The following is a 23030-nucleotide window of genomic DNA, read 5'->3' on the forward strand; positions in this document are numbered from 1 at the left end:
AATTTGTAAAAATTTACACCTAAGCTTTTGATCTAAATCAACTAAAAATATTATTTTCCGGCCTGGCACCGCCTTTGCTTTTGTTGGCTTAATGTTAACAAAATATTATTAAAATAATGAAATTAGGTGAATATAAGGTTCGGTGTTACACCAAAGTCATTGCTTGTTGTTTCTTAACCACTCTGCTGTTAACCGGCTGCGAAGCCCCCTTAAATCTGGCAGCCGTTGAAGCGCAACGAGCGCAATCCATTCAACGTATCGATTTTTATCAGTCCATGGTAGCTAACGGTGATGAACTTATCGCCGTGGGGAATAATGGTCTGGTGATCGCTTCTGAAGATGGCGAGATCTGGCAGCGTCAGACATTGCCAGATGCGGCCTCGCTGTTGAAAGTGTCTGCCTGCCCATCAGGCGAAACCATAGCGCTGTCATTCGACAATAACATCTGGTTGAAACAACCGGGGGGCAGTCAGTGGCAGTCCCTGGCTATTCCTACCAACGAACAATTAATGGATGTGACCTGTGCACCCGATGGCAGCTGGTGGGTGGCGGGCAGCTTTTCCACCATCATGCACAGCACCGATAGCGGGGCTAACTGGCAGACTTTCTCACTTCAGGAAGATGCCATCATTACCAATATCGCCTTTGTGAATGACACCGATGCCGTGGCCAGTGCCGAGTACGGGATTATTTTATCGTCTACCGATGGCGGTCAGAACTGGGACGTCACCGGCTACCTGCCTGATGAATTCTATCCTCACGGTATGTATTTCTCGTCGCTGCAAAACGGCTGGATCAGCGGCCTTAACGGCTACATTTATGCCACCGAAGATGGCGGCGAAACCTGGACAAAAGAAGCGGTGGATACCGCCGTGCCGGTTTATCAGTTAGTTACCGCCAATGACCAGTTGCTGGGACTCGGAGAAAACACCACGGTCCTACGCCGCAATGCTGCCGGCAACTGGACCACTATTGTTTCCCCTTCTGCGCCGGTTTATTTGCGGGCTGCTGCAACCTCTGCCGACGGCGTTACGCACGTAGTGGGCGGGCGAGGCGTTTATCTGGCGCTGACTTCATCAATGACGGGTTCTCAGGAGTAATACCATGAATAAGCCAAAGCATAAGTTTACGCACGCGTTACATGGGTTGGAATTAAGCCTGTTTCGTCATCCTAAAACCGTCTTGCTGGTCATACTGGCTCTGACTTTATTTTTTATGAGTCGTATTCCGGCGCTCAGGATCTTTACCGACTTTTCTAACCTGTTGCCCCAGCAACACCCGTACATCCAGCTGCATAATAGTATCAAAGACAGTTTTGGCGGAGCCAATGTGCTGGTGGTGGGCATTGAGTTTACCGACGGCGATATCTTTACCAACGAGAATCTGAAAAAAATTGATCGGATGACCCAGGCGATTGATAGCCTGCCCGGAGTTAACCACAACCTGGTGTCCAGCGTAACCCACCGGAACTCACGTCATATATGGCTTACAGAAGTCGGGAGCATTAACTCGCAGCCCTATTTTGATGCCACATCCGGCGACTATACTCAGGCGCAACTGGATGAAATGCAGGCCAATATTGCGGCAAACCCCAGGGTTTACGGACCACTGGTTTCACCGGATTTTAAAATGGCGTTGGTGAAAGCCCAGTTAATTGAAGGTCAGCTCGACTACGCCGGGACGTTCGAGAAGCTGCAAAAAATCCGTGAACAGGAAAACGTTGCAGGCATCAACATTTATGCCACCGGGCAACCGGTACTGGTGGGCTGGGCGTACACCTATCTTGACCAGATTGTACAAATTTTTCTGTTCACCATTTTAATCATGCTGGCGTTGTTGATTTTCCATTTTCGCCGAGCCTACGGAGTACTGGTACCACTTGGCGGCGTGATGGTCTCGACCATTTGGGGCCTTGGAATTATTAGCTTGCTTGGCTATAACCTCGACCCGCTGGGCCTGGTGATCCCTTTTCTCATTGCCGCCCGGGCCATGAGTCATGGTGTGCAGTTAGTTGAGCGTTACTATGCTGAAGTCGCTCAGTGTGGTGATGGGGTGGTAGCCGCTAAAGAAACCTTTAACAGCCTGTTCCGCCCGGGAACCCTCGGGGTGGTTTCTGACGCGGTTGGTCTGTTGTTGATTGCGGTGGGCTCGATCCCACTGAATACCCAGCTTGGGTTTTATGCATCGCTGTGGGCGATTACGGTGGTCTTTACCGTGTTGGTGGGGGTCCCGGTGCTGCTGACGATCCTGCCCACACCGAAAAATCCGCAGATCAAAGAAACGTTCCTGCGTCATATTGGCGCGAGTTGTTCCCGCTTGGTCGGCCGACCCGGTGCCGCGCGGAGTTTGTTGCTCACTGCCGCAGCACTGATGGCTATCGGCCTGGTCAGTGCTTCGCAGGTGCAAATAGGCGATTCGGAGCCGGGCTCACCCATTCTCTATCCCCATCATGATTACAATGTGTCGTCACGGGTGGTTAACGAGCAGTTCCCAGGATCTGAAGAGCTGTACATCGTGGCAGAGACTGATGAGCCGGGGGGTCTTAAGTGTCCGAAAGTTCTGAAGTCGCTGATAGATTTGCAGCAGCATATGCTGAGCGACCCGGAAGTAGGCGGTAGTAAGGGGCTGACCGACCTGGTAATGCAGGTTAACCGCCTGATGCACAATAACGATCCCCGTTGGTATCAAATTCCCCATGATAAGTCTTATGTGGGCGGTCTGATGTTTACGTATATGGCGTCAAGCCCGATCCCCGGTGCGCTAAATGAGTTCAACGATACCGACGATCGTATTGCCAATCTGGTGTTCTACTACAAGGACCGCCAGGGCGAAACTATTCGCCGGGCCATTCATATGGCCAAGGCCTGGATTGCTGATCACGGCGATGATGTGCAAGGGCTCACTATTCGTTTAGCTGGCGGTACACTTGGTGTAGCGGCGGCAATGAACGAGTCTGCATTTGAAACCAACCTAATTGTTCTACCCAGCGTTTTCCTGCTTATCTTTATCTTTGTGATGGTGTTTTACACCTCCTGGCATGCCGGCGTCATGATGTTGATGACCATGATGTTTGCCACCACACTGACCTATGCCTACATGGGACTGTATGGCCTGAGTATCGACATTAATACCGTGCCGGTAGTAGCAGTTGGGATTGGCGTGGGTATCGATTACTCCATTTACATGATGGACAGAATTCGTGAATTTATGGCCCGGACCCAGGATTTAGCAACCTCTGTTCGCCAGTCTATAGCCACTACGGGTATGGCTATCAGTTTTACCGCGGTCACGCTGATGGCCGGTATCGTCATGTGGGTCATTCTCTCCGACCTGCGCTTCCAATCCGACGCCGCCCTGTTGCTGTGCGTCATGATCGTAATTAACGGGTTTGCCGCCATGTTGCTGGTACCAGCATGGGTGTTGGTGTTCAAACCCAAATTTATCGTCAATGTATACAGCGACGAAGATGGTGTGCTGTATGCCGATGGCGAATCTGCCAAAGAACCCACCACGCATAAAGACGTTGGCGACGAAGGCGGAAGTCTAGCCGGAAACGTAAGCCGCGCGTAAGCGGCACTTTCCCTACACATTGCTCCAGAGGACATTAGGATGCACACAATAAAACCCAATAAGTATTGCTCCATATTGCGTCGTTATGCGCTGCCGACGTTGCTGTTATGCAGCACAGGTACAGCGCTGGCAGAAGACGCAAGAGTCAACGGCTTTATCGAGAACGCGACTTATGTTCGCGATGATGTCGGACTGTCAAAGTTTAGAAATACCCTGCAAATCGAAGCTGAAAAAAATTATGGCAACAAAGGTATGTTCAGTAATGTATCGGTTAACGGTACCTTCAGACTCACCTACGATGGCGTATTTGATCTTAATGACGATGAATACGGCGACAACGCCGGCGGCCCCATAGCGCTGGAAAACATCGCGACCGGACCGGGTACTACTGTCCCCTTTGGTGAGGGGATTCCGTTGCCATACACCTTTGATGTGGCCAACCACCCTAACGAAGGCATGATTGTACTGGGTCAGCCTCTGCATGAGGCTAACGGCGGCGTAACCTTTGGTGTACCGGTTCGCCCGTGTGATGTGGACTCTCGCGGCTGTATTAATGGTTATCTGGACAAGGATGGTGATGAATTACGCTCACCGGAGCTTAATGACCGCCTTGACTTCATCCGTGAGTTATATCTGGATTTTGATATTTATACCGACAGCGGCAGTGTGCTGAGTACCCGTCTGGGTAAACAGCAGGTTATCTGGGGGCGTACCGATTTATTCCGGGTACTGGACGTAATAAACCCGGTGGATTATTCGCGCAACAATATCTACGACGAGCTGGAAGATATTCGCATCCCGATGTGGATCCTGAAAATGGATTATCGCATGGGGGCCACGGAAACCTTCGACGATATCAATTTACAATTAATCTGGAACTTCGACCGGTTCCGCCCACATGATTTAGGTCAGTGTGGTAACCCTAACGTTATTCTCGATGCCGGGTGCTTGTTCCGTGGCATGAAGACGCTGTGGGATCAAGGCGGCACGGTATCAAATTTTGCCGGTGGTGCAGCGGCGACTGACTTTGGCCCTGGCCAGGTGGGTTTGCGGCAAGCGCATATGCCAAGCTGGAGCCTGTCTAACTCGCAGGTGGGGCTTAAATTTGAAGGTATTCTGGGCGACCTGGGCTTCTCTCTGAATGCGCTGCATTATCGTTCACAATTGCCTTCACTGCGTGGTGGCATCCCGGCACAAAACTCCTTTACCGGGGAAGTGGGCGTCTGGCCATCGCTGATTGCCTTTGATGTGCATTTCCCACGAGTTACCTTGCTGGGTGGCTCTGTTGATTACTACTCACAGGGCATCGATACGGTGTTCCGGGTTGAGGCGGCTCACACCTCGGGGGAGGAATTTGCGAACACCATGCGTGAAGAGCTGTACTCCGAATCAGCAGTTATTCGCTACGTTATTGGTGCGGATAAAAACATCTTCATCCCGTTCTTAAATGATCGCCGTGCTTTCCTGTTCTCAGGTCAGATTTTTGGTCAGCACCTGCTCGACCATGAAGAAGAGCAGCGAGCTCTGGGCCCGGTGGGCATGCCTGACTGGGACGAAAACTGGACAGCTACCCTGTTGATTAAAGGCTGGTGGATGAATGACCGCTTAAGCCCGCAAATTGTAGCGGCCCACGACTTCCGCGCCGAAGCATCGGTTATCTCTTTTGCGGTTGAATACATCGTGAATGACAACTTCAAAATTACTGGCGGGGCCAACTTTAAGGTCGGTACCGGCGCCCGTGCTTACGATGATTGTCGCACCTGTAATCCATTCTCACCCTTTACCCAGGCGTTCCCGGAACATCCGGATGGATATTCTCTCGGCCTTGGTGGCTATGAACCATTGGGACGCTTTAAATCCGGCCCCATCGGCATGGCACAAAAAGAAGATGAGCTTCAGTTAACGCTTCGTTATAGCTTCTAATAGGAATCCAATTATGACTCTAAAGATAAAAAAACTATCAGCATTGATTATCGGGGGCGCGCTTTCCTCTCTGGCGGGCGGTGCACTGGCTGCCTCTGAAGTAGTGGAAAAATCGTTTTATCCCTACAAAGCAGATACCCCTGAATTTGCCGGACTGACCCCGGGCATGGTCATCGACCAGTCAAACGTAGAGCAGTTCAAAGACATCGTCGATCCGGCCTATTACGACTTTATCTCCAGCGGTATGACATCTATCACCGTAGGCGAAACCACGTCTTTCGGTTTGCATGAAAACTATGTCAAAGCCACGGAAGACGGGCTGGGTAAGGTACAGCTGGGTGACAAAGTGGGTGAGATCAGTGGTTGGGTGGCAGGCCGCCCGTTCCCTGAAGAGCCGGACATGAATGACCCACGCGCCGGTGAGAAACTGGCCTGGAACTATAAATACGGTTACAACTGGGGCGACAGCGCCTCCATCTATCCGTTTTACTGGAAGTACCGGGACATGGGTTCGGGCAAAATAGAGCGTACCATTAAGTTTAATTTCCACTTCCTTAACTTTAAAGGTCGGGTTAACCACGAGCCTAAGCCCGAGATTACGCCTAACCCGTCGGACTTATTCCGCGCGACCTATGCCATGGTGCTGGATCCGTCGGACGTGCGTAACACGCAGTTGCTTATTCACCGCTCAAGCGACGACCTTAAGCGTGATAACTCCTGGTTATATCTGGGCTTCCAGCGTCGGGTAAGACGTCTGGCTACCGGGCAGGTAACCGATGCGTTTCTGGGTTCAGATCTGATGATTGAGGATTTTGAGGGGTATAACGGTCGCGTTTCTGACATGACGTGGACCTACAAAGGCACCCGTAACATCCTGATGCCTTTCTACAATCACAATGACCTGGAACTGGACTCTGAGACTCACCAGGATGATGATGGCTTTGAAATGGTTGCCTTTAGTGGTCAGGGCGGCTGTTTCCCGAATATTACCTGGCAGCTGCGTAAGGTCTATGAGCTGGAATCCGTGCCTGTGAACGATTCACACCCGCTGTCTAAGCGTGTTCATTTCATTGATGCACAAACATTTACTATTCCGCGTACCATCTCTTACGACCGTAAAGGGTCTATGTGGAAGTCGTTTACCATTGGTCAGGCCCACCCTGATCACCATCTGGCCATGAATAAGGGCTCCGGTGTGTCTATAGACGATGCCGTGAGTATGGTGGATGTGCAGGCTAATCACTGCACCACCGCACAGTTTAAAGGGGTGATTGACCCGAGCCTGTCACCAGTGACCAAGTTTAACACGCAGTATATGCGCGCCTCAGGCAGTTAATTCAGTCAGCCATCCTGGCATCCGAACCATGCCAGGTTCCTCCTCGGATAATGGCTAACTGAATAAAGGAATATGGGGCAGGCGACGGTCCGCCCCATCATTCTGAAACATCTCCCTCCTTAAACAAAGCTTTATTGCCACGAATAGCTGGTGCCATCGTTGCTGGCAAAAGCCTTTACTTACCGACATGAATTGCGGACCATGCCTGATAACCATCGCAAATAAAAAGGAAAATCAGATCATGGTAATTTTCAGGCTGGCAACAATACTGATCGCTATTTCGCTAAGCATCTGGCCCTTATTGAGTCAGGCCAGCACCCCGGCACTTACCCTTGAAGAGGCGAATCGCCTGGCTGCTCTGCCGCTTAAATGTACCCAGGTGGAGTATCCGAACAAACTCAATCAGGTGCTCGATAGTGAAACATATCTAAAGTCACCCAAGGCACTGCACCCGGCCTTTTATGGCTGCTTTGACTGGCACTCGAGCGTGCATGGTCATTGGATGATGGTCAATCTGCTACGTAATTTTCCGGATCTGGCCGACAGAGAAGCCATTAAGACCATCCTGAAAACTAACCTGACGGCAGAAAATATTGCAGCAGAAGTGGCATTTTTTGCGACGCCGGGCAATAAAAACTACGAACGTACTTACGGTTGGGCGTGGTTACTAACCCTGGCTGCAGAACTGCATAGCTGGGATGACCCGCTGGCCAGTAAGCTGGAGCAAAACTTACAGCCATTAACCGAGTTGATGGTAAGTAAGTACGAAACCTTTTTGCCGAAACTTATCTATCCCATTCGAACAGGTGAACACCCGAATACCGCATTCGGACTCTCAATGGCGTATGACTTTGCCGTGGTAACGGCTAATAAGGCACTGGCCGAGCTCATTACAGCGCGTGCCTTGCACTGGTACCTTAATGATAAGCAGTGTCCACTTGCCTGGGAGCCTAACGGATTCGATTTCCTGTCGCCTTGTTTTGAAGAGTTAAATCTGATGCGCAAGGTGTTACCTAAGGAACAATTCAAACGTTGGGCCGGTGACTTTATGCCGCAACTGATTCATCAGACATTTACACTGGTGCCTGCCCGGGTGAGCGATCGCACGGACGGTAAATTGGTTCACCTGGACGGGCTAAATTTCAGCCGGGCCTGGTCGTTGTACGGGGTAGCCAAAGCCTTTCCTGCTGAATACGGTCACCTGCGAGCTATAGGCGATGCGCACGTTAATGCGGCATTACCGACTATTGTGGATAACCATTATGAAGGGACACACTGGTTAGGCAGTTTTGCCATGTATGCACTGCTTAGTCGTGAGGGGCTCTGACAGCAATTATCAGAGGGCAGTGTGCCCTCTGCCACATTGCCGTTATTCTGGCTGCTTGGTGAGCTTATACTGAAGTTTACCTCTGCCCATATTCAACAGGCGCGCAGCGGCCGAGACATTGCCATCGGTGCGGCGCATGGCCTGCTCTATCATCTTTTGTTCAATCTCTTCTACACAAACGCCTTGTTCAAGCAGGCTATCAATCAGGGCTTCTTCGTGCGCATCCGTGGTTAAGATTTTCTTGTCGGTTTGTTGTAGCCGGCCTGAAGAACTTAACCCCAGAGAAGCGGTTTCAATATTTTCTCCGCCGTTAAATAAATGGGGGATATCTATCGGCATGTTGTCGTCTACCAGTATGACGGCCCGTTCCACCAGGTTTTCCAGTTCCCGCACGTTGCCAGGCCAGTCATAATGCCACATAGCATCTAAGGCCCTGCGTGTAATTCCGGCAAGTGCTTTACTGGCTTTTTGTCCATACCGCTCGACGAATACATTAAACAACAGGGGAATGTCTTCGCGCCTTTCTTTAAGTGGAGGTATTTCAATAGGATAGACATTTAAACGATAGAATAAATCGGCTCTGAATTCGCCGTCTTCGACGGCTTTGCGCAGGTCATTGTTGGTGGCTGCAACGATTCTTACATCCACCTTAATTACCTCTGTTCCCCCTACGCGTTCAACTTCGCCTTCCTGTATAGCGCGCAGAAGCTTACCCTGAGCCGCGAGGGGTAGACTGCCTATTTCATCGAGAAATAAAGTGCCGCCGCTGGCTCGTTCAAAGCGTCCTGGCCGGGTGGTATTCGCGCCGGTAAATGCGCCTTTTTCGACCCCGAAGAGCTCAGACTCAACCAGCTCGCTGGGAATGGCTGCGCAGTTAACCGACACGCAAGGCCCTTTACTTCGTTTGCTGATGGCGTGCAGGGCTTTAGAAAAACGTTCTTTTCCCACCCCACTTTCACCTAATAACAACACACTGGTATCCGTTGGCGCTACGCGCTTAAGTCGATAAATGACTTTGTTAAAACCTGCGGATGCCCCCACCAGTTCATTTAAAGGCGAGGATGACTCTTCGGCGCTACTGATATCAGCGGGAACCTGATGCTGGCGCAGTTTGGGCAGGTCGACAAACGGTTCAACTTTGAGAAAGCTACCCAGTTCCTCTGAATCTTCCCAGTCATCGAGGGGTTTACCTATTACCCGACAGGTCTTATGACCCATGGCTTTGCACTCAACCTCCCGCCATACCACCGGGCGACCAAACATGGCAGTAGAAAAGCCGTTAGCGTAGCCAACCATGGTCCAGCAGGTCGGGCGGCTGCTCAGACCAAAATGCGACAGGTAGTTTTCCGCTTCCCAGGATGAGTGCCACTGATAGTCGCCCTGAAAAATGCCTTTTTCCACATCGATTTGCATGCTTTCAATGGGGTCGTGATACACATACCCTTCTAGTTCTGCCAGCCGCATGGCTGAACGAATAAGAATATCAGTGTCTTCACCGGAGATGCTTCGCAGATGATGATAGTAATTCACGCCGCGTTGATATCCCAGCCGGGTTAGCAGTTCTTTTGCCTTTTCAAAACTGAAGGTTTCGATCATCTCCTTACGCAATTGCCCGAGAGTCTTACCAGGGATGAGCAGCATACGTTGATCGAATAACCGGATGTGGCCGGTGTCGGGGGCAAACATAAGTTGCTCGGAAAGCAACTGCGTGACTTTAGCTTCAACTTCCTGCTTTTTTTCCATGCTTTTGACGTCTCAAATAGGTGAATGAAATCAGTGACTGAAACCATTAACCCTATTTCAGTATGATTGAAATCATGTAATGAAACCTACCATGAAAGTTTTCAGTTGCAAATAAAAAGTTAACAAATAATACACATATCAACAACATAAGACATTTTTTAATAACCTGGCTCGGCCTTTGCTATCTCTGAGGAAAGATTGCAAAAGTTGTTTTTAATTAATTGGTTAGCTTTCTCTTATTGATTGAAAAGAGACACGGCCGAGAGAGGGAAGAATGAATTCAGAACTGATAGATGTTGAAGTTGTTAACAAGTCTTCAGAAGCCGAAGGGATTGTCAGTGTCGAGCTGGCAGCCACCAATGGCCAGTTGCTCCCGACGTTTACCCCGGGGGCACACATTGATTTGATATTAGCTAACGGTCTTATTCGTCAGTATTCGCTGTTTGAGCACAGTGCCCGTCCGGCCCGTTACAAAATAGCAGTATTGCGGGAGCCTGAAAGTCGCGGAGGCTCCGAGTATGTTCATCAGAATCTGACGGTTGGCAGTACTTTGCAAATCAGCGCACCACGTAATCACTTTGAGTTAGTGCCTGCCAAAAAATACCTGCTGCTGGCGGGTGGGATAGGTGTGACGCCAATTATGTGTATGGCCGGCAAACTGGCAGAGGACAAAGCGGACTTCACTTTCCACTATTGTTGCCGCAGCCGGGAACGCATGGCGTTTCAGGCACAGCTTTCAACCTGTAAATTTGCGAACAATGTGCATTTACACATAGACGAAGAGTCTGACCAGCCGGCATTTGATGCCAGCACCGTGTTTGCAGAAGCTGATCAGGATACACACCTGTTCGTGTGTGGACCGAAAGGTTTTATGGATTTCGTTATTGCGGCGGCGAAAGCGGCCGGCTGGCAGGACAGCCACATTCACTTTGAATACTTCTCCGGGGTTGAGATGACCCCTGACGATGCCGACTCCTTCCAAATCAAGCTAGCCAGCTGTGGTCGGTTACTCACTGTGAAAGATGATCAGACGGTATTACAGGTATTACAGGACAACGGCGTTGAAGTGCCGGTTTCCTGTGAGCAAGGGGTATGCGGGACCTGTGTAACGAAAATCATCGACGGCGAGCCAGAGCATCGCGACTTGTTTTTAACCGAAGCCGAGCGCGCCAGCAATACGATGTTTACACCGTGTTGTTCGCGCGCCAAATCAGCCTTACTGGTTCTCGATCTGTAACGACAGCACCGAGCAAAGTCAGGGCGTTTCACCCCCTTTAAATAAAAGCTAAAAAAACGTGTTAAGGAACTACTAATGAAAGACACTAGCCAAAAATTTCTGATAAATACCTGGTATGCGGCAGCGTTGTCTGCCGATGTCACCGATACGCTGTTTAAGCGGCGCCTGCTGGATACCCCGGTAGTTATGTATCGCCGCAACGACGGCTCTCCGGTTGCTTTACATGACAGATGTCCACACCGGTTTGCACCGTTGAGCATGGGCAAGAAAAAAGATGACTGTGTGGTGTGCCCTTATCATGGCCTGGCTTTTAACGGCGAGGGTAAATGTACGCATAACCCCCATGGTGGCGGGCATATTCCGGCTAAGGCTGAAGTGAAAAGCTATCCTTTAATGGAAAAATACGGGTTTATCTGGATCTGGATGGGCGATAAGCCGGCAGACCCGGCGTTGCTGCCTGACTATTCTTTGTTGGATAACGGCCACCCCAATGCGCTGGCGCACACGTATATGAAGCGTCCCTGTAACTATGAGCTGATCACCGATAACGTGATGGATCTTAGTCATATTGATCACCTGCACGGCGAAATCATTACTACCCGTGGCCAGTTGTCACCGCAGATCCCCAAGGTTAAAGACGAAAATAATGAAGTCGCCGTGCGCTGGGAGTGGGAACAAACCCCACCGATGATGATTTTTAATGATTTTCTGCCCAAGCCCGGCGAGCCTGCCGCACACTTTGTAGAGGTAACCTGGTCACATCCCACGCATATTCAGCTGACCGTAGGCGCTACCCAGGACGGCGTGCCAATGGACTATGACAGTACGATTTCGCAGTATGATTTGCATACTTGTACACCGGAATCGGAGTACAGCACACATTACTTCTTTGCGACCCGTCGTAATCACAATGTTGAGGATGCAGAGTTTAATAAGATCAAAATTGAAGGCATGCACGGCGCCTTTGAGGACGAAGATGGCCCGATCCTGGATGCCGTTCAGGACCAGATGGAAACCAACGACTTCCTGGCCCTTGATCCGGTACTGATTAGCAGCGATGCCGGGCCTGTCAGAGTGCGTCGTATTTTAAAATCGATGATTGAACAGGAGTCAGCGTAAGCAGGCTATCGGTGTGCCGGTGCACCAGAGCGCTGCGCCGGCAATGGGTTAACCAAATTGGTGCGATACAGAATTTTATGCTTTATTGTGGTGCTTTGTAAGCGCATACTTTTGCTGATGCAGCAGGCTTTTGTTTATAAAATTGCTAAATTTCAGCTATTTATAAATTATACTAAAGTTGGCCTGCTGATTGCTATATCCAAGCGACGCTGTAATTAGGCAAAACAAGAATTCAAAAGGTTGCACCTAACGCACCATCTAATTGCTCGTTTTTTCCAGGGAGAGGCACCCTGTCTACAGACAGGGTGCTGTTCTGCTAATCTTCTTTAGGTTTCACTACCTTTTCGGTTTCCAGCATTTCGGCTTCTATCAAACTAACCAATTTACTGCCCGCACGCGGAATCGTCTCGTCTGAACTCAACAGCACGTGCATACGATTGTTTTCGTTGATGTACATCAGCGGTGTAGCGGCGTCGCCATATTTCTCTACATAATCTTTAAAGGTAAATTCCGGGGTCAGGGATGTGGTTTTTATTTTGGCGCCGCGGCTAACGGCACTGGCCAGATAGCCATATGTGATGCCTTCTGCAAACAAAGAGAGTTTCTTGGCGTAGTCTTTAGAAACCTGATGGCTGGGGCGTGTGGCCAGCTCATTATTGGTTAACCCCCACACCTTGTCTTTCCCAAGCGTATACTCGAAGTGGTAACCAATCATGGGGTTGAGTTGTTTATAGGGCGATAACAGCAGCACAGTCCCTATAGTGTTTAAATCCAGGTGAATAGCCGCATGCTCTGACGTTGGATTACCAAAATATACCGGGATATCCTGCATTCTGGCCGCTCTGATGGCATCCCAGTTGGTATCCGCTACCCGCACCGGGATCTTGTGCTTAAGTAATTCTAACGCCAGCATGCGGCTGAATTCGCTGGCGCCAAACAGCAGAAAGCCATTGGGCACCGGTGCCCGTACTTTTAATAATGCTGCAACAGGTTTGGCAGTAAGGCCTTGCAGAACCACCGTTGTAATGATGACCAGAAATACCAGCGGCACAATGATTTCTACCTCAGCATAGCCCAGTTGTTCCAGCTTTAGTGAAAATAAGGCGGAGACTGCAGCGGCCACAATTCCCCTGGGGGCGAGCCAGCTGAGCAGTGCGAGTTCGCGCAAATTCAGTCCGGTTCCTATGGAGGAGATAAACACCGCCAGCGGGCGGGCAATAAATATGATAGACACCAACACCAGCGCCGCGGCCCAGCCTACATCGGCCACCGCACCTAAATCGAGGCGGGTTGCAAGCAATATAAACAAGCCGGATATCAGTAACACACTGAGGGTTTCTTTAAATTCTAGAATGTCCTCTACATCCACATCCCGCATATTGGCCATCATCACGCCAATGACAGTGACGGTTAGCAATCCCGACTCGTGGGCAAAATAATTCGAGCCTGCAAAGGCACCCAGAATAATGGTTAATACCGCTGTATTGCGAAGATAATGGGGAACCAGATTATGGCGTAGGGTGACACCTAAAAAGTAACCGACGGCTATACCCAGGCCCAGGCCTAACCCCAGTGTTTTACCAAAAGCCACCAGGGTATGAGACACCGCACTTTGTGAAGAGATGATATATTCATAAACCAGTACGGCCAGTAACGCGCCAATGGGATCGATGATTATACCTTCCCAGCGCAGGATATTACCCAGGTTGGTTTGCGGGCGCACAGTACGGAGCATGGGCACAATGACAGTCGGACCAGTAACCGTAACTATGGCACCAAACAGAAATGACAGTTGCCAGCTTATATCGAGTGCGTAATGAGCTACGGTGCCCGCTATTACCCAGGTGACCAGAACACCAATGCTGCAAAGGTTGCGTACCATATTCCCGTGGCCGGCAATGTCGCTGTATTTAAGGGTAAGAGCCCCTTCAAACAGAATAATCGCCACCGACAATGAAACCACCGGAAAAAGTAAATCACCGAACAGGGCGTCGGCATCCAGTACGTTAAAAACCGGCCCGACTAATATCCCAACTACCAGCAGCGGCAGGATGGCCGGTAACCGAATTTTATAAGCTAAATACTGACAACTGATTGAAAGCAGGCCAACGGCGACCAGAGCAATGGTTGGATCTGACACTAAGAGAGTCCTTATTATTGTTTGGCTGTTACGCAATACGACAGCAATTAGATTCCTACCAAATGTTATACACCAGAATTGTGTCAGGTGTTCACTTTCCGGTATAGAAACCGAGGCTGGTTTACCGGTATAATTCTGTCGGAGTTTTTTACAATATTAATTATGTCGTTCATTTCGGCAATAATAAACCAATGATCTTGAGCCATTTTTTTAAATGGTATGATTATTGCATTTTTTCTTTTATAACAGCGCATTACCGTAGTAAAAAATGAAAAGACAGAACAGAAAAACGTGGTCAGCCCTGATAACCATTGTCGTACTCGGGTTTGGTTTATTCACTGTTACGGCCCCTGTGAATGCGGCCCTTATCAAAACAGATATTGTTATGCTGGTGGATGAAAGCGGCTCAATGAGTACTATTCACAATAACCTCCGCGACAGTATCAGTAATTTTGCCGGTATTTTGCAAAACGGCGGACTGGATGCCCAGTTTGCGCTGATTGGTTACGGCTTTGCGGGTGACGGCATCCGCCTTTTGTCTGATTTTGTTGATGCGGCAGGTTTCGCCAGCGCGATGTCGGGAATTACGCCGATTGGTGCAGATGAACCCGCTTATGATGCCACGGCTTACGCGCTTGAAGCATTGCCATCAGAACAGCCCGGATTAAGTTATCGCGATGATGCTGTAAAAAACCTGATCCTGTTTGCGGACGAAGCGAGTAACGGTGATAACTATTACAATGCACAATCACTGGATGGTGTGCTAGAAGACAATTCGGCGTTATTCAACGTGGTGCTTGGCGGCGATTTTTCTGATCTGATTGATTTGGCATTAAACAATGGTGGTAACAGCTTCGATTTGAATGCACTTAACACTACTAATCAGTCTAACATAGAAGACTTTGTCACCCACTTTGCGGAAGTGAAGTTGCAGGAAACACTGGATTTTTGTGCTGAAAATCCGGATCACCCTGCATGTACAGACAGTGAACCTGTTCCTGCTCCAGCCGGCATTGCGCTGTTTTCTTTAGGCCTGTTGTTGCTGTCACGCAGAACGTTTAGCTAACCTGTTCAGGGTACGCTGATGGACCCGGGCGGTAAACGATATACCAGCCGGGATAGAACGAATCGCCAACCTTAAAAGCGGCAACAAATGGAACGTTTTACCGCGTTAATTTAGTTATGAAAAACCCATCATGTTTGGCAGGCGCCGGTAAGGCGTTTGCGCTAGGACTGTTATTACTTCCCGCTGCGTGCAGCAGCACGGATGCAGGTAACGACAGCAGTATCGAAGTGATTGAGGAGTTTGCTTTAGACCCACAGCTCCGGGAAACTTCGGGCTTATTTTGTGATGCAAACCACAGTTACACCATCAATGACTCAGGCAATCATCCTGAACTGTTCACCCTGGATGCGACCGGCAAGGTAATAACCAGCCAGTTACTGGCGCGTAAAAATACCGACTGGGAATCGATAACCGCAGACAGCAACTTCTATTATATTGGTGATTTTGGTAATAATGCCGGAAAACGCAGCGACCTTAGCGTGTTGAAAATCAGCAAGTCAGATCCGAGCGACATCAGCGTTTTACCCTTTTCTTATGAAAATTATGATGTGGCTAAAAACGAATACTACGCCCACGATTATGACGCCGAAGCGATGGTCGCTAAAGACGATCATCTTGTGCTGTTTTCAAAAAGCTGGCTTACCCGGGTAATGAAAGTTTACCGGCTGGATAAAGACTCAGAAAATCAGTTGCTGACACCTGTAGCAGAAGTGTCGGGTTTGCCGGGGGTGGTCACCGGGGCCGACTTCGATGCACCAAACAACCGCTATGTTATTGTGGGCTATACCAGCAATGCGCTGGGAATGTTTAAACCTTTTATGGCGACACTATCGGCAGAGTTTACGCTTGTTAAAACCTATAGTCTTGCCGGCTATGGCCAGGTAGAAGGTCTGTGTGTTCGCAGCAATAATACTGTTTGGCTGACCCAGGAAAGCTCACCTTTAAGTGACGCAAAGCTGATTAAAATAACCCTTCCCGAATAAGCGCCCTGTAACACAAACAAAAAAGGCCAGCCGACGGGCTGGCCTTTACAGGCTTAGCAAACCGTTTATTTGTTTTGCTCTGAGGTTACAGGGAAGCCACGATCGCGCATTAGCGCTTCTACGTTAGCATCCCGGCCACGGAACATACGATAGGCCTCAGCCGGATCCATAGCATTGCGCACTGAGAAGAGATATTGTACCAGCTTAGCCGAAACTTCTTCGTCATAGAAACCGCCCGGTGCTTGTTCAAATGCTTCAGCAGCGTCTGCGGTTAGTACCTCCGCCCACATGTAACCATAGTAGCCGGCGGAATAGCCCTCGCCTGAGAACACATGACCAAAGTGAGGAGTACGGTGACGCATCACGATCTCTTCGGGCATACCCAGTGCGGCTAACTTTTCACGCTCAAAAGCGTCGGGTTCTATGTTGGCCGGATCGGTGGTGTGATAAAGCAAATCCATCATCGCAGAGGCCATGTACTCAGTGGTTTTGAACCCTTCATTGAACGTCGAGGCTTTCTTAATCTTAGCGATCAGGCTGTCCGGAATCGGCTCACCGGTTTCATAATGGACCAGGAACTGATCAATGACCTCATCAGTGGTTAACCAGCGTTCCAGTAGTTGCGACTGGAACTCAGTGTAATCCCTGACACCTGAGTGTGAAGTTGGGTATTTTACGCTAGCCGAGAGGAAATGGAGGGCGTGACCAAACTCGTGAAAATAAGTTTCCGCGTCATCCCAGGAAATCAACGACGGCTCGCCCTCAGGCCCTTTCACGAAATTGGAGTTATTGGACGACAGCACGTTTTTATCGCCATCAAAGGTGGTATGACTGCGATAAGTGGTAGCCCAGGCACCCGAGCGCTTGCCCTGACGTGCAAACGGGTCGAGATACCATAAGCCAACCAGCTCGCCAGAGTCCTTATCGGCCACTTCCCATACTTTTACATCAGGATGGAAGACCGGCACAGTCCCTGCTGGTACCGGTTTAAAATCAAAATTAAACAAACGGCCGGCAACATAAAACATCGCTTCACGCAGCTTATCCAGTTGCAGGTACTGTTTTACCTCGTTGGAATCCAGGTCGTATTTGGCCAGACGTACCTTCTCGGCGTAAAAACGATAATCCCAGGGCTTGATAGTAATTTGTGCGCCTTCAGCATCGGCAATAGCCTGCATGTCGGCCACTTCTTCCTCAACCCGGGCCAGCGCGGCAGGCCAGACCTTCATCATAAGCGCCATGGCATTTTCAGGGTTTTTCGCCATGCGATCTTCCAGGCGCCACTGTGCGTAGTTATCGTAACCGAGCAGTTGCACGCGCTCGTGGCGCAGGGTCAGAATTTGTTTAATGATTTCGTTGTTATCAAACTCATCGCCATTGTCACCACGGTCGTAATAGGTGCGCCATACCGTTTCACGTAAATCCCGGTGCGTCGAATAGGTCAGGAAAGGATCCATGGATGAACGGGTGTTAGTGATGGCGTATTTGCCTTCCTGCCCCCGTTCTGTAGCGGCTGCTGCGGCGGCTTTTACAAAGCTCTCTGGCAGGCCGTCGAGCTGCTCTGCAGTAATGTAAGTAACATAGTTCTCTTCATCTGCAAGAACGTTATTAGAAAAGCGAGTGTGCAGGCTTGCCAGTTCTTTATTGATTTCGGCGTAACGGGCCTTGGCATCGCCTTCAAGGGTCGCGCCATTGCGGGCAAAGCTGTTGTATATCAGCCATGTTATACGCTGCTCTTCGTCACTAAGTGAGTTGAGCGCGTCACTTTCATAGACTGCTTTTATCCGTTCAAAGAGCTTGGTGTTTTGATTAATCTGGGAGCGGTAGGCTGACAGTTTGGGTGATAACTCCCGCTGCAGTTCACGAAATGCCGGGCTCGATACATTGGAGCTCCAGATTCCGTAGTAGGTATAAACCCGGCCAATAGTGTCGCCGGCTTTTTCATAAGCGACGATCGTGTTGGCAAAACTGGGTGACTCCGGGTTATTGGCAATGGCGTCAATTTCGGCTAAATGCTCGGCCATAGCGGCCTCCATTGCCGGCATCAGATCGGCAAGTTGCATATCTTCAAATGCCGGTACGCCGCCATAAGGGCCTTTAAACGGTTGCAGCAATATATTCTCCGCGCTCTGGCTGGGCGTTTCGGCAGCGCTTGATGAAGCACTTTCATTAGCTGTTGGCGGCTCAGAACAGCCGGCCAGCGCCAGCACTATTGCAGTAGCAGTAAGCGTCTTTTTTATAGTTAGCATAAGTTTCCTGTCATTTTCTTATTGTTGAATTATGAATAGTGGCTCTTCGCCACACAGGTGTGCAACTGACAGGCGTTATCTCGCGCCTGTCAGCGACAAAAGCCCTAGGCGAATACTACGGTTTTATTATGGTGAATAATGACTCTGTCTTCGAGGTGGTTGCGAACACCGGTCGCCAGCGCATTCACTTCACAGTCTTTACCTTTACGTACCATATCGGTAGCTGTATCACTGTGGCTAATTCGTTTTACGCTTTGCTCAATGATAGGGCCTTCATCGAGATCTCGTGTGACATAGTGACAGGTCGCGCCGATGAGCTTCACGCCGCGGTCGTACGCTTGCTGGTAAGGTTTTGCTCCGGCAAAAGAGGGCAGAAAGCTGTGATGAATATTGATTGCCCGGCCGGCGAGTTTGGTGCACAGATGATCGGGCAGGATCTGCATAAAACGTGCAAGTACGGTGAGGTCGATGGCGTATTCATCCAGCAATACCTCGACTTGCTTGAACGCATTTTCCTTCCCTAGGGTCTTAAAGTCTACCCAGTGGAATGGCACCTTATACCAGTCAGCAAACTGCTTCATTTGTGGGTGATTACCGATAATACAGGGGATATCGCAATGTAACTCACCGGTATGCCAGCGGTGCAGAATATCTACCAGACAATGGGATTCAACGCTGCTGAGCAGGGCCACGCGCTGGCGCTTGGCGGAATCAGTGACTTTCCATTGCATCTGAAACTCGTTGGCCAGCGGCGTAAATTCTTCAATAAACCGATCGTAAGAAAGGGTTAAGGAATCGGTACTGATTTCATGACGCATAAAAAACCGACCAGTTTGCACGTCGGTGTGATGGCTGGCTTCGAGAATTGACGCATCGTGGTCGGCCAGAAACTGGGAAACCCGCGCTACCAGGCCAACCTGGTCGGGGCAATCGATAATAAGTCTGAAAGTTTGGTGCATGTGACTGGTGTTCTCTAAAGTGAAGTGTCTTTTTACCGAGCAGGGAAGGTGCTGTAAAGAGGCAAAGGTTAAAAATTCCCGCGGAGTAATTTTTCGCGTATCGAATTGCCGTCCCGCAACGGCCAGCTCTGGCGGATAGGGTATGTTACACCAGAATGGGTCGAGACCGACTCAAATAAATGGAACTGACTGAACTGACAGGCAATAGACGGCGGAAAAAGCGGTGGCGGGAAGTCTGCCTTAACGTTACGAATCATCGTAACGTGAGGCTGATAGTCACGCTTTTCTATGGCAATGTCAGCCTGGTGCGCCGCGGTTGATACTTTAGCGGCGAGCTGTTTCAGGGGATCAGGAATGACATCGGGGCACACATAGAAAATCTTTGGACCCGACCAGAACCCGGTGTTATTCAGTGTGAGTTCGAAAGGTTGTGCGGTTACTTCCCCCAGTAAGCCGGTGACGGCCTCTAACTGGCGCGGCGTAACAGAACCAAGGAAACAAAGAGTCATATGAAAATTTGCGGCGGGCACCGGCCGTGGCTGGCGGATAGGTGCTTTGGTGTTTACCGGCATCTTAACACGAGGGAATTCTGGCAGGCTTTTTTCACGCCAGCCGTCGAGCGCCAGTTTGTTTGCCGGCGATAAATCCAATCCAATAAAATAACGCATGTCACACCAGGGCCTGATAAGCTAATTCGTTATCTATGTTGGCAGTTTATAAAACGCAGAACAAGACAGGTTTATGTCTGGAATGTCCGCCGATATACTGCCGTACGCACTTATTGTAGTGTAATTAAATAAAGAACAACTATTCTTTTTCTGTTGCTAAAAGTATTTCAATGTCGAACTTGTTACCTGTAGAAAGCATTATTCCCGATTTTCTGGCTACACTGACCACTAATGATGTATTGCTCAGTGCACCGCCTGGTGCCGGTAAGTCTACTGCAGTGCCGCTGGCTTTGTTGCGTTCAACATCGGCCAGAATATTGCTGCTACAACCACGTCGCGTAGTGGTTAAACAGCTGGCGGGTTATCTGGCCCGACAATTAGGCGAACAAGTGGGAGAAACAATTGGTTATCGTATCCGTGGTGAGCAGAAAACCAGTACTGCGACCCGCCTTGAAATTATTACCGAAGGCATTCTTACCCGGAGGCTACAACAGGATCCGGAGCTGCATGATGTCGATATAATCTTATTTGATGAGTTTCACGAACGCAGCTTGCACAGTGATTTTAGCCTGGCGCTGGCGACAGAAGTGCGGCAAAACCTGCGTGATGACCTGCGACTGGTGGTGATGTCTGCAACGCTGGATGTCAGTCCCCTGCGTCGGTTGTTGCCTGACGCCGCAGTATTATCGAGTCAGGGGCGGCGATTTGACGTTGAGGAAGTCTACGTAGGGGAATGCCATATCTCACAGCTTAGCCCGCGTGTGGCAGCGCTGATTGGCGAAGTGCTCAATAGCGAAAACGGCGATGTACTGGTGTTTTTACCGACCGTGAAACATATCAGTCAGGTGATGGGCGCGCTGTCTGCAATAGAGGGAAAGCAGGCTGCAATTTTACCGTTGCACGGTAACTTACCGATTAAGGAACAGCAATTGGCTCTTAGACCTCATGTGGATAATATGAGGAAGGTGATACTCGCTACCAACATTGCTGAAACCAGCCTGACCATTGAAGGGATCAGACTGGTTATTGACAGTGGTCGGGAGCAGGTCGCTCAGTTTCACCCGACCACCGGCATGACCGAGCTGTCATTAAAAATGATCTCCCAGGCTTCCGCTGAACAACGAAAAGGCCGGGCGGGAAGGGTGCAGGAAGGGATCTGTTATCGCCTTTGGAGCAAAGAATCACACAGCCGTCTGGCAGAGTTTTCCCAGCCCGCCATACGGACTGAAGATATCACTCCTCTGGTGCTGCATAGTGCCGACTGGGGCACCGCCCTTGAAGCACTGCCTTTATTGGATCTCCCCAGCGAGGCCCAACTGAATGCCGCTAGCCAATCTTTGCAGGAATTGAATTTGCTCGATGGGCAAAAGCGCATCACGCCACTTGGAAAGGCGAGTCTGCGACTACCGGTTGACCCCAGATTTGCCAGTATGCTGTTACAACTCAAGGATGAAGCTGAGCTGAGCGACGATCAGTCTTTGCTAATCGCCGGTTGTGTGGTGACAGCGTTGGCCGAGGAGTCACCACGCACAGACCAGTGGGTGATAAGCGAGGTGATTCGCTGCCTGACTCCCCAGCAAAGGCAATCGGTGAGTCGCCAGGCGGCGCGGTATGCCCGCCTCCTGGGTTACCAAAATACAATAGCAGATATCCTGCATGTGTCAGAGCAGAGTATCGGACTCGCTGTTAGCCTTGCGAAGCCCGGATGGATTGCCAGGGCGCGGAACCTGCAGGAGTTTAAGCTGGCGATGGGAACCGGCGCTGAGTTGGTTCAGCCGTCCCCTGCTGAGCAGCCCTGGCTGGCGGTATTAAGCGGACAGCGCAAAGGCGCTAATTTACTTATCCGTTTGGCCCAGCCAATTGAAGAGTCAGTCATTTTTAGTCACTTTGCGGCGCTTATCAGGACCGAGCAGTATGCATTTTATGATGCCCAAAGCGATGCCATAAAAGCCGAGGAACGGTGTTACTTCAAACAAATACTTCTGTCTCGCAGACCACTGGCAAGGCTCGGTGAAGCGCAACGGATCCAATGCTGGAAGGACTGGCTGTGTGATAGAAACATTAAAGACTGGCCATTCTTTAACGAGTTGGAAGAGACCTTAAATCGGCTGACTATGGCTCGTGAACTCAATATTGTTTCCGGTGGTTATGAGGGCAATGCCCCCTGGCCGGATATAGATGCTCAGTGGATGCTTGACCAGGATGAGGTGCAATCTGCGTTGGGTCGGTGTAAGTCACTGGGTCAGTTGCAAAAAGTTCACTGGCCGGAGGTCGTTCTCCAGACGTTAGCCTGGCCACTGCGTCAGGCTATTGAACTGCATCTGCCCATGAGCTTGAAAGTACCCAGCGGCAGTGTTCGTCGATTACGGTATGAAAGTGAAAGCCGCGTTGTGCTGTCAGTCAAGATGCAGGAAATGTATGGTAGTGCGGCGCCGGTAACTGTGGGGCAGGGACGCCAGACTGTGACGGTTGAACTGCTGTCGCCGGCCAGTCGACCGATTCAAACCACCAATGACTTACCACGATTCTGGCAGGGCAGCTATGCGGAAGTGAGAAAAGACATGAAAGGCCGGTATCCCAAACATTACTGGCCCGAAGATCCGACCACTTCAATTCCTTCAGTTAAAACAACGAAGAATAAGTAACTGAATACTATTATTAAAATGTCATATAGACCTAATAGGCTATTGACCAGGAGAATAGTTTATAG

Annotated in this window: 15 protein-coding genes; 10 read left to right on the plus strand and 5 right to left on the minus strand. The window is 50.0% G+C overall.

The window, feature by feature from the left end; translation table 11 throughout:
• Window positions 1–116 precede the first annotated feature (116 nt).
• The 5 genes from AC27IB_RS10960 to AC27IB_RS10980 all read left to right on the plus strand — a co-directional run bounded on the left by AC27IB_RS10960 (window position 117) and on the right by AC27IB_RS10980 (window position 8156).
• Window positions 117–1100: a YCF48-related protein gene (locus AC27IB_RS10960; RefSeq protein ID WP_487120883.1), complete on the plus strand. Its 984-nt coding sequence runs from the start codon at window positions 117–119 to the stop codon at window positions 1098–1100.
• Between the two features lie 4 nt (window positions 1101–1104).
• A complete protein-coding gene (locus AC27IB_RS10965; protein ID WP_487120885.1) occupies window positions 1105–3570 on the plus strand; it encodes an efflux RND transporter permease subunit in 2466 nt (821 codons plus the stop codon).
• A 39-nt stretch (window positions 3571–3609) separates the two neighbouring features.
• Window positions 3610–5493: a DUF1302 family protein gene (locus AC27IB_RS10970; protein WP_487120887.1), complete on the plus strand. Its 1884-nt coding sequence runs from the start codon at window positions 3610–3612 to the stop codon at window positions 5491–5493.
• A 13-nt stretch (window positions 5494–5506) separates the two neighbouring features.
• Window positions 5507–6829, plus strand: a complete 1323-nt coding sequence (locus AC27IB_RS10975) for a DUF1329 domain-containing protein (protein WP_487120888.1) — start codon at window positions 5507–5509, stop codon at window positions 6827–6829.
• Window positions 6830–7070: 241 nt separating this feature from the next.
• Window positions 7071–8156, plus strand: a complete 1086-nt coding sequence (locus AC27IB_RS10980) for a DUF2891 domain-containing protein (protein WP_487120889.1) — start codon at window positions 7071–7073, stop codon at window positions 8154–8156.
• A gap of 42 nt (window positions 8157–8198) precedes the next feature.
• Here AC27IB_RS10980 and AC27IB_RS10985 read toward each other — a convergent pair whose 3' ends face one another.
• On the minus strand, window positions 8199–9899 hold the full coding sequence (locus tag AC27IB_RS10985) for a sigma 54-interacting transcriptional regulator (RefSeq protein WP_487120890.1): 1701 nt from the start codon (window positions 9897–9899) through the stop codon (window positions 8199–8201).
• Between the two features lie 274 nt (window positions 9900–10173).
• Between AC27IB_RS10985 and AC27IB_RS10990 the strand changes: the two genes are divergently transcribed.
• Together AC27IB_RS10990 and AC27IB_RS10995 are read left to right on the plus strand one after the other, a co-directional pair.
• Complete coding sequence (locus tag AC27IB_RS10990) at window positions 10174–11136, plus strand: PDR/VanB family oxidoreductase (RefSeq protein ID WP_487120891.1); 963 nt, start codon at window positions 10174–10176, stop codon at window positions 11134–11136.
• A gap of 75 nt (window positions 11137–11211) precedes the next feature.
• Window positions 11212–12255, plus strand: a complete 1044-nt coding sequence (locus AC27IB_RS10995; RefSeq protein WP_487120893.1) for a Rieske 2Fe-2S domain-containing protein — start codon at window positions 11212–11214, stop codon at window positions 12253–12255.
• A gap of 316 nt (window positions 12256–12571) precedes the next feature.
• Here the strand turns inward: AC27IB_RS10995 and AC27IB_RS11000 are convergent, their stop codons facing one another.
• Window positions 12572–14395, minus strand: a complete 1824-nt coding sequence (locus tag AC27IB_RS11000; RefSeq protein ID WP_487120895.1) for a cation:proton antiporter — start codon at window positions 14393–14395, stop codon at window positions 12572–12574.
• Between the two features lie 268 nt (window positions 14396–14663).
• Between AC27IB_RS11000 and AC27IB_RS11005 the strand changes: the two genes are divergently transcribed.
• Window positions 14664–15461: a vWA domain-containing protein gene (locus tag AC27IB_RS11005; protein ID WP_487120897.1), complete on the plus strand. Its 798-nt coding sequence runs from the start codon at window positions 14664–14666 to the stop codon at window positions 15459–15461.
• A gap of 116 nt (window positions 15462–15577) precedes the next feature.
• Window positions 15578–16444: a hypothetical protein gene (locus tag AC27IB_RS11010; protein WP_487120899.1), complete on the plus strand. Its 867-nt coding sequence runs from the start codon at window positions 15578–15580 to the stop codon at window positions 16442–16444.
• A gap of 65 nt (window positions 16445–16509) precedes the next feature.
• Here the strand turns inward: AC27IB_RS11010 and AC27IB_RS11015 are convergent, their stop codons facing one another.
• From AC27IB_RS11015 to thpR, 3 genes are all read right to left on the minus strand, one after another.
• Window positions 16510–18693 carry a M3 family metallopeptidase gene (locus AC27IB_RS11015; protein ID WP_487120901.1) on the minus strand — a complete coding sequence of 728 codons (2184 nt, stop codon included), beginning with the start codon at window positions 18691–18693 and terminating at the stop codon, window positions 16510–16512.
• Window positions 18694–18797: 104 nt separating this feature from the next.
• The gene (gene purU / locus AC27IB_RS11020; RefSeq protein ID WP_487120903.1) at window positions 18798–19652 is read right to left on the minus strand and encodes a formyltetrahydrofolate deformylase; all 855 of its coding nucleotides are present in this window, start codon (window positions 19650–19652) and stop codon (window positions 18798–18800) included.
• 68 nt (window positions 19653–19720) lie between these two features.
• Entirely contained in the window at window positions 19721–20320 is a 600-nt protein-coding gene (thpR, locus tag AC27IB_RS11025) for an RNA 2',3'-cyclic phosphodiesterase (RefSeq protein ID WP_487120905.1), read from the minus strand.
• A 170-nt stretch (window positions 20321–20490) separates the two neighbouring features.
• Between thpR and hrpB the strand changes: the two genes are divergently transcribed.
• Entirely contained in the window at window positions 20491–22965 is a 2475-nt protein-coding gene (gene hrpB / locus AC27IB_RS11030; protein WP_487120907.1) for an ATP-dependent helicase HrpB, read from the plus strand.
• Window positions 22966–23030: the final 65 nt, after the last annotated feature.

It is taken from the genome of Alteromonas sp. 4NH20-0104 (assembly GCF_057547795.1).

Bases quoted from the DNA above. Each gene is read 5' to 3' on its own strand.
- AC27IB_RS10960 (WP_487120883.1), top strand. From the start codon at position 117: ATGAAATTAGGTGAATATAAGGTTCGGTGTTACACCAAAGTCATTGCT.
- AC27IB_RS10965 (WP_487120885.1), top strand. From the start codon at position 1,105: ATGAATAAGCCAAAGCATAAGTTTACGCACGCGTTACATGGGTTGGAA.
- AC27IB_RS10970 (WP_487120887.1), top strand. From the start codon at position 3,610: ATGCACACAATAAAACCCAATAAGTATTGCTCCATATTGCGTCGTTAT.
- AC27IB_RS10975 (WP_487120888.1), top strand. From the start codon at position 5,507: ATGACTCTAAAGATAAAAAAACTATCAGCATTGATTATCGGGGGCGCG.
- AC27IB_RS10980 (WP_487120889.1), top strand. From the start codon at position 7,071: ATGGTAATTTTCAGGCTGGCAACAATACTGATCGCTATTTCGCTAAGC.
- AC27IB_RS10985 (WP_487120890.1), bottom strand. From the start codon at position 9,899: ATGGAAAAAAAGCAGGAAGTTGAAGCTAAAGTCACGCAGTTGCTTTCC.
- AC27IB_RS10990 (WP_487120891.1), top strand. From the start codon at position 10,174: ATGAATTCAGAACTGATAGATGTTGAAGTTGTTAACAAGTCTTCAGAA.
- AC27IB_RS10995 (WP_487120893.1), top strand. From the start codon at position 11,212: ATGAAAGACACTAGCCAAAAATTTCTGATAAATACCTGGTATGCGGCA.
- AC27IB_RS11005 (WP_487120897.1), top strand. From the start codon at position 14,664: ATGAAAAGACAGAACAGAAAAACGTGGTCAGCCCTGATAACCATTGTC.
- AC27IB_RS11010 (WP_487120899.1), top strand. From the start codon at position 15,578: ATGAAAAACCCATCATGTTTGGCAGGCGCCGGTAAGGCGTTTGCGCTA.
- AC27IB_RS11015 (WP_487120901.1), bottom strand. From the start codon at position 18,693: ATGCTAACTATAAAAAAGACGCTTACTGCTACTGCAATAGTGCTGGCG.
- purU (WP_487120903.1), bottom strand. From the start codon at position 19,652: ATGCACCAAACTTTCAGACTTATTATCGATTGCCCCGACCAGGTTGGC.
- thpR (WP_487120905.1), bottom strand. From the start codon at position 20,320: ATGCGTTATTTTATTGGATTGGATTTATCGCCGGCAAACAAACTGGCG.
- hrpB (WP_487120907.1), top strand. From the start codon at position 20,491: ATGTCGAACTTGTTACCTGTAGAAAGCATTATTCCCGATTTTCTGGCT.